The sequence below is a fragment of the Streptomyces sp. NPDC002784 genome (genome assembly GCF_053592135.1).
Map to the genome: position 1 here is coordinate 1 of NZ_JBSFVD010000075.1, position 6,603 is coordinate 6,603.

The 6,603-nt window shown below is 70.7% G+C and carries 4 protein-coding genes and 1 pseudogene; 3 read left to right on the plus strand and 2 right to left on the minus strand.

Going from position 1 to position 6,603, the window contains the following annotated elements:
• The first annotated feature begins 17 nt into the window (after window positions 1-17).
• From ACWD1Z_RS36065 to ACWD1Z_RS36075, 3 genes are all read left to right on the plus strand, one after another.
• Window positions 18-1,094 (plus strand): DUF1996 domain-containing protein, encoded by a 1,077-nt coding sequence (locus ACWD1Z_RS36065; RefSeq protein WP_451124932.1) that lies wholly within the window; start codon window positions 18-20, stop codon window positions 1,092-1,094.
• A 123-nt stretch (window positions 1,095-1,217) separates the two neighbouring features.
• Window positions 1,218-3,704, plus strand: coding sequence for a glycoside hydrolase family 3 C-terminal domain-containing protein (locus ACWD1Z_RS36070; RefSeq protein ID WP_451124934.1), 2,487 nt, complete (start codon window positions 1,218-1,220; stop codon window positions 3,702-3,704).
• 106 nt (window positions 3,705-3,810) lie between these two features.
• Window positions 3,811-4,248 (plus strand): VOC family protein, encoded by a 438-nt coding sequence (locus ACWD1Z_RS36075; protein WP_451124936.1) that lies wholly within the window; start codon window positions 3,811-3,813, stop codon window positions 4,246-4,248.
• 30 nt (window positions 4,249-4,278) lie between these two features.
• Here the strand turns inward: ACWD1Z_RS36075 and ACWD1Z_RS36080 are convergent, their stop codons facing one another.
• Together ACWD1Z_RS36080 and ACWD1Z_RS36085 are read right to left on the minus strand one after the other, a co-directional pair.
• The gene (locus tag ACWD1Z_RS36080; protein WP_451124938.1) at window positions 4,279-5,499 is read right to left on the minus strand and encodes a PP2C family protein-serine/threonine phosphatase; all 1,221 of its coding nucleotides are present in this window, start codon (window positions 5,497-5,499) and stop codon (window positions 4,279-4,281) included.
• Between the two features lie 147 nt (window positions 5,500-5,646).
• Window positions 5,647-6,510, minus strand: a pseudogene (locus tag ACWD1Z_RS36085) (cytochrome c oxidase subunit I); the annotation flags it as partial.
• Between the last annotated feature and the right edge of the window lie 93 nt (window positions 6,511-6,603).

Below are 6,603 nucleotides of genomic sequence, written 5' to 3' on the forward strand. Positions count from 1 at the left end.
AGGGCTGGAGGCCCTCCATGAGATGGCGTTCAAAACGACTCCCCACGCTCCTTGTCGGCGGCTCTCTCCTCGCCGTGGTCCTCGGCCTGGGCACGGTCGCCACCGCGGCCGATCCGGGCAGTAGCGCCTCGGCCGGCACTCACATCGGGCACACGATGGCGGTGTCGAACCAGGCGTCCGCCGACGACCCCGACGGCGACGGCTACATACCGGCCGTGCCCCAGGTCACCGGTGTGACCCCGTCCACGGCCACCCCGCCGCCGCGCTACCACAAGGAGTTCCAGGCCAACTGCTCCGTCACGCACACCGCGCCGGACGACCCGATCGTGTACCCGGGGCAGCCCGGTAAGTCCCACGACCACACCTTCATGGGCAACCGGACGACGAACGCCGGCAGCACGACGGCCAGCCTCTACGGCGGCAACACCACCTGCCTGGCACCGGCCGACGCCTCCGCCTACTGGATGCCGTCGCTGTACAAGGGGGACACCAAGATCCTCCCCGTCGGCCCGCAGGTCATCTACTACAAGTCCGGTATCACCGACTACACCAGTGTGCGGCCCTTCCCCAAGGGGCTGCGGTACGTCGTGGGCGACCCCATGCAGAGCGCCCAGCAGTTCCGCAGCCACAAGGGCTTCGTCGAGGGCTGGGAGTGCGGTGACAGCTTCTTCAACGTCGACTTCCCGGCGAGCTGCCCGAGCAGGCCCGACGTGCAGCTCAACATCCGCTTCCAGGCGCCCAGCTGCTGGGACGGCAAGTACCTCGACACCCCCGACCACAAGAGCCACATGGCCTACCCGGTCGTCAAGCCCGGCACCAACGACAACATGTGCCCGGCCTCCCACCCGGTCGCCCTGCCGATGATCGAGTTCAAGATGGCCTTCCCGGTCAACGGCGACATGAGCCAGGTCCGCCTGGCCAGCGGCCGCGGCTACTCCTTCCACTACGACTTCTTCAACGCCTGGGAGGAGCGGACCCTCAAGGCACTGGTCGACCACTGCATCGTGGGCGGCCTCCAGTGCGACACGCGCGGCTACGACCAGAACCACCCGCAGCGCGGCGCGGTGCTGAACGCGGACCACCGGCTGCCCTGACCGGGCCGGTCGTCCGGGGCCCGACCACCCGCCCGGTGCGGGTGCCGTCGGGCCCCTTCCGCTGCCCGGGCGCCTTCTTCGGGGCGCGGTCGGAGGGCCTTGACGGGACGACACGCTCGGCGAATGGTTGGGAGAGCGCTCTCCCAGTGGAGGGGGGCCATTCAAGTGGGGGCGGGATTGGACGACGAGACACGCGACCGGCTCATCCACCGGCTGAGCCTCGAACAGAAGGTGCGCCTGCTCACCGGCGCGACGACCTGGCGCACCGCCGGTGAAGCCGGGATCGGGCTGCGGGAGATGGTGACCTCGGACGGGCCCGCCGGGGTGCGCGGCGAGGCATGGGACGAGCGGCGCACCTCGGTCCTGCTGCCCTCCGCCTCCGCCCTGGGGGCAATGTGGGACGAGCACCTGGTGGAGCGGCTCGGCGGCCTGCTCGCCACCGAGGCCGCCCGCAAGGGCGTCGACGTGATCCTGGCCCCCACGCTGAATCTCCACCGCAGCCCGCTGGGCGGCCGCCACTTCGAGTGCTTCTCCGAGGACCCGGAACTGACGGGCCGCACCGGGGCCGCGCTGATCCGGGGCATCCAGGCCCTCGGCGTGGCCGCCACCGCCAAGCACTACGTCGGCAACGACTCCGAGACCGACCGGCTGACCGTCGACGTCCGCGCGTCCGAACGCACGCTGCGCGAGGTGTACCTCGCGCCCTTCGAGGCGGCCGTCGAGGCCGGGGTGTGGCTGGTCATGGCGGGCTACAACGCCGTCGGCGGCACGACCATGACGGCCAGCCCGCTCCTGGCCGAACCCCTCAAGGGGGAATGGGAGTTCGACGGGGTAGCCGTCTCCGACTGGGCGGCCGTGCGTACGACGGAGGAGACCGGCCGTGCCGCCCTCGACCTGGCGATGCCGGGCCCGGACAGCCCTTGGGGCGCCTCGCTGGTACGGGCGGTGAAGGACGGCCTGGTCCCCGAGGAGGCGGTCGACGACAAGGTGCGCCGACTGCTCCGGCTCGCCGACCGCGTGGGCGCGCTGGAACCGCATCACCGACGCCGGCCCCCGGCGATGCCGTCGCGCGACACCCGGGCGCTGCTGCGCCGCGCCGTCAGCGCCGGTTCGGTCCTGCTGCACAACAACGCCGTCCTGCCGCTCGACCCCACCGGGCTCTCCACCGTCGCGGTCCTCGGCGTGCACGCCGCGTCCCCGCGCGTCCAAGGAGGCGGCAGCGCAGGCGTCTTCTGCTCCGACGTCGTCACCCCCCTGGCCGGCATCCGGGCCCGGCTGCGAGGAAGGGCCCGGGTCGTGTACGAGCCCGGCCCGGCCCTGGGATCCCCACCGGCGCCCCTCGACACCGACCGGTGCACCGACCCCGAGTCCGGTGCCCCCGGCGTACGCCTGCGCGTACTGGACGCGACGGGGCAGGAGCTGTACACGCAACGCAGGCTCTCGGGCCGCCAGTTGGAACCGGACCTGCCCCCCGGCGCGCACACCGTGGAGATCGCCGCGATCCTGCATCCCCGGGAAGCGGGGGAGTGGACCTTCGGCGTCGGGGGCTTCGGCCGCATGACGCTCACCGTCGACGACCACCCGCTGCTGGACGGGGAGTTCCCCGGCGACACGGACGACCCGGCCGTCGTCCACGTCAACCCGCCCCTGCAGACGGCGCGCACGGTCCTGACCGCCAAGCGGCCCGTGCGGGTGGTGGCACGGCGCGAACTGGTGCCCGGACGCGGGCGCGCCACCGTCGTCGCCGCGGCGCCACCGGAACCGGACGCGGCGACCGCCCTCGCGGACGCGGTACGGGCGGCGCGGGACGCCGATGCCGCGATCGTCGTCGTCGGCACCACCGAGCACAGCGAGACCGAGGGCTACGACCGCGCCGGACTGTCGCTCGGAGGGCATCAGGACGACCTGGTCCGCGCCGTGACCGCCGCGAACCCGCGCACGGCCGTGATCGTCAACAGCGGCGGCCCGGTCGAGCTGCCCTGGCGCCGGGAAGCGGGCGCCGTACTGCTCGCCTGGTTCCCGGGACAGGAGGCCGGCGCGGGCCTGGCCGACGTCCTGTTCGGCCTCGCCGAACCCGGCGGCCGGCTTCCCACCACCTGGGCGGCGTCCCTGGCGGACGCCCCCGTCACCCGCACCCGGCCGGTCGACGGCCGGCTCGACTACGACGAGGGCCTGCACATCGGCCACCGGGCGTGGCTGCGGGCCGGACGCGAGCCCGCCTACTGGTTCGGCCACGGACTCGGCTACACGACATGGCAGTACACGGCCGTGGAGGCACCCGCCGACGTCGCGGCGGGCGAGCCGTTCACCGTCCGGGTGACGGTGCGCAACACCGGCACCCGCGCCGGGCGCGAGGTCGTACAGGTCTATCTGTCCCGGCCCGATTCGGCGGTGGAGCGTCCGGTGCGCTGGTTCGCCGGGTACGCGGCCGTTGAGGCGGACGCGGGCCGGGCGGCGACTGCCGAGGTGATCGTGGGGCCGCGCGCCGTGCGGCACTGGTCGGAGGCGGACCACCGCTGGGGCGTGGAGCCGGGCTCCTACCGGCTTCTGGTGGGCAGGTCGGCGGGGGACCTGCGGTGGGAGGGGAAGGTCACGGTCGGCGGCGCCTGAGTCCTGGTCCTGGTCCTGTGCTTCTTCTTCGTCATGGGGCTGATCCAGGTTGTACGCCGTCAATTGCCGGAAGCGCCGATCGGATCGGCTCGATAGCATGCGGCGCATGGCCATCAGACTTGAGAACGTCGGCATCGCCGTCCGCGACCTCGAAGCGACGATCGCCTTTTTCACCGACCTCGGCCTCACGGTCGTCGGCCGTGACACGGTCAGTGGGGAGTGGACCGACACGGCCGTCGGCCTGGACGGCAACCACGCCAAGATCGCGATGCTCCAGACACCGGATGGCCAAGGGCGCCTTGAGCTCTTCGAGTACATCCACCCCGAAGCGATCGAGTCGGAGCCCACTCGTCCCAACGAGATCGGCATGCATCGCGTCGCGTTCTCGGTCGACGACATCGACAAGGCCCTTGAGACAGCCGCCAAGCACGGATGCCGTCCGCTTCGAGGGGTGGCGACCTACGAGGGCATCTACAAGCTCACGTACCTCCGCGGTCCCAGCGGCATCCTGGTGATGCTCGCCCAGGAGCTGAAGAAGAACTGAGCCCCCCCCCGCATCCAAGGGGGGCGCAGATCAAGGGGTGAGGTGGTCCTGGTCGCGGTCGCCCCATTCGGCGATCACGACCGTGGCGTCGTCGTCCAGGTGGCCGTCGTGGTGGGCGAGGACGGCGTGGGTGAGGCGGCGCAGGGTCTCGTGGACAGTGAACTGGTCGGCGTGGTGGCGTACGACGTAGTCGAGGAAGCGGTCCAGGCCGAATTGCCGCCCCTTGGCGTCACGGGCCTCGACGATGCCGTCGGTGTAGAGGATGAGGCGGTCGCCGGTCTGCAGCTGTTCGTGGCAGACGGTCACCGGTAGTCCCAGGGCGGTGCCCATGGGACCGGCCGGGCGACATCGCAGCTCGTGGGGCCAGCGTCCGGAGCGCAGCAGGATCGGCAGGTGGTGGCCGCGGTTGACCCAGGTGAGCCGTCCGGTGTTCAGATCGAGGTCGGCGATGATGCCGGTGACGTAGCGGCTGGTGCCGAACTGTGCGAGCAGGGTGTCCTCCACCGCCTGGGAGGTCTCGACGAGGTCGGCGCCCTGGCGGCGTGCGTTGCGGCAGGTGGCGACCGCCATGTTGGCGGTCAGGCCCGCGGTGGCGTCGTGCCCCATGGCATCGAACACCGACAGGTGCAGCACCCGGTCGGCGACGGCGTAGTCGAAGGCGTCGCCTCCGACGTCGTAGGCCGGTTCCGAGGCGGCGGCGACGGTGGTGGCGTGGCCGGCGAAGGCTGACGGCGGGGTGAGATGCCACTGCATCTCGGCGGCCACGCTCATGGGCGCGGTCCGGATCAGTCGGGCGTAGGAGTCGCTGAAGGCCCGCTTGCTCAGCAGCAGCAGTGCCACCATCGACGCCAGCTCGCGCAGCGCGTCACGGGTGGCGTCGTCGTCCCGGTCGGTGTCCGCGCGCACCATGCCCAGGCGTTCGACGCCGTCGGTGACGGGCACCCACCACCGGTGGCCCTCCCGTCCGCCCGACGCATCCGGCTCAGCGACGAGATCCACCCGTTGGAAAGCCAGCCCCGCCATGGTGGTGTCGACGGCCAGCTCAACGCCGCCCGCACCGGCGTCCAGGCCCCGCCCGGTGACCTGGCGCAGCACTTTGCCTTGCAGGTCGACCACGAAGAACGCCACATCGTGCAAGCCGATGGTTTTGGCGTGGTCGGCCACCAGAGCCGGCAGGTCCTCCAGCGCCGCCTCATGGCTGACCATCATCAGATCGGTCAGCGCTCTGCCCACCCGCGCCCGTTCGGTCACAGGACGTGTCCCCTTCCCGCTGGCTTTCCCCAGCGACCCACTGCGAAGACTTCGAGACTTACCGACTACCCGCAACCGGCCGCTCGGAGCTTTCGGCGGCCAGTCGGCTCCGTACCGGTCCGGTCCGGGCCGGGGGAGGGCTGGGAATCAGGTCGGCTCGCCCTTGTGGTCGCCGGCGTCGATGGCGTCACGCCTGCCGGCGTTCACCTGCTCCTCGACTTCGGCGAGTTCCGGGTGGTGGTTGTCGAAGGCGGGGGATTCGGAGCGGATACGGGGCAGGGCGTTGAAGTTGTGGCGGGGCGGCGGGCAGGAGGTGGCCCACTCCAGGGAGCGGCCGTAGCCCCAGGGGTCGTCGACCTCGATCTTCTTGCCGTACTTGGCGGTCTTCCAGACGTTGTAGAGGAAGGGCAGGGTCGACAGACCCAGGAGGAAGGAGCCGATGGAGGAGACGGTGTTCAGGGCGGTGAAGCCGTCGGCGGCCAGGTAATCGGCGTAACGGCGGGGCATGCCCTCGGCGCCGAGCCAGTGCTGTACCAGGAAGGTGGTGTGGAAACCGATGAAGAGCGTCCAGAAATGGATCTTCTCGAGCCGGAAGTCCAGCATGGTGCCGGTCATCTTGGGCCACCAGAAGCTGAATCCGCCGAACATCGCGAACACGATCGTCCCGAACAGCACGTAGTGGAAGTGGGCCACCACGAAGTAGCTGTCGGTGACATGGAAGTCCAGTGGCGGTGAGGCGAGCAGGACACCGGTCAGCCCGCCGAACAGGAACGTCACCAGGAAGCCGCACGCCCACAGCATCGGTGGCTCGAACGAGATCGAGCCCCGCCACATCGTGCCGATCCAGTTGAAGAACTTCACCCCGGTCGGCACGGCGATCAGGAAGCTCATGAAGGAGAAGAACGGCAGCAGCACGGCACCGGTGGCGAACATGTGGTGGGCCCATACGGTCACGGACAGACCGGTGATGGCGATCGTGGCGCCTACCAGCCCCGTGTAACCGAAGATCGGCCACGCTCCACTACACGTGGAACGGGCGACAGAGGCGGCTGGTATCGGTATGACGGACGCCTCAACGGACGCCCAGGCGGAGAGCGAGCAGCC

What these genes read in the sequence shown, in the direction of transcription:
- ACWD1Z_RS36075 (WP_451124936.1), top strand. Translation starts at nt 3,811, where the DNA reads ATGGCCATCAGACTTGAGAACGTCGGCATCGCCGTCCGCGACCTCGAA.
- ACWD1Z_RS36070 (WP_451124934.1), top strand. Translation starts at nt 1,218, where the DNA reads ATGGTTGGGAGAGCGCTCTCCCAGTGGAGGGGGGCCATTCAAGTGGGG.
- ACWD1Z_RS36065 (WP_451124932.1), top strand. Translation starts at nt 18, where the DNA reads ATGAGATGGCGTTCAAAACGACTCCCCACGCTCCTTGTCGGCGGCTCT.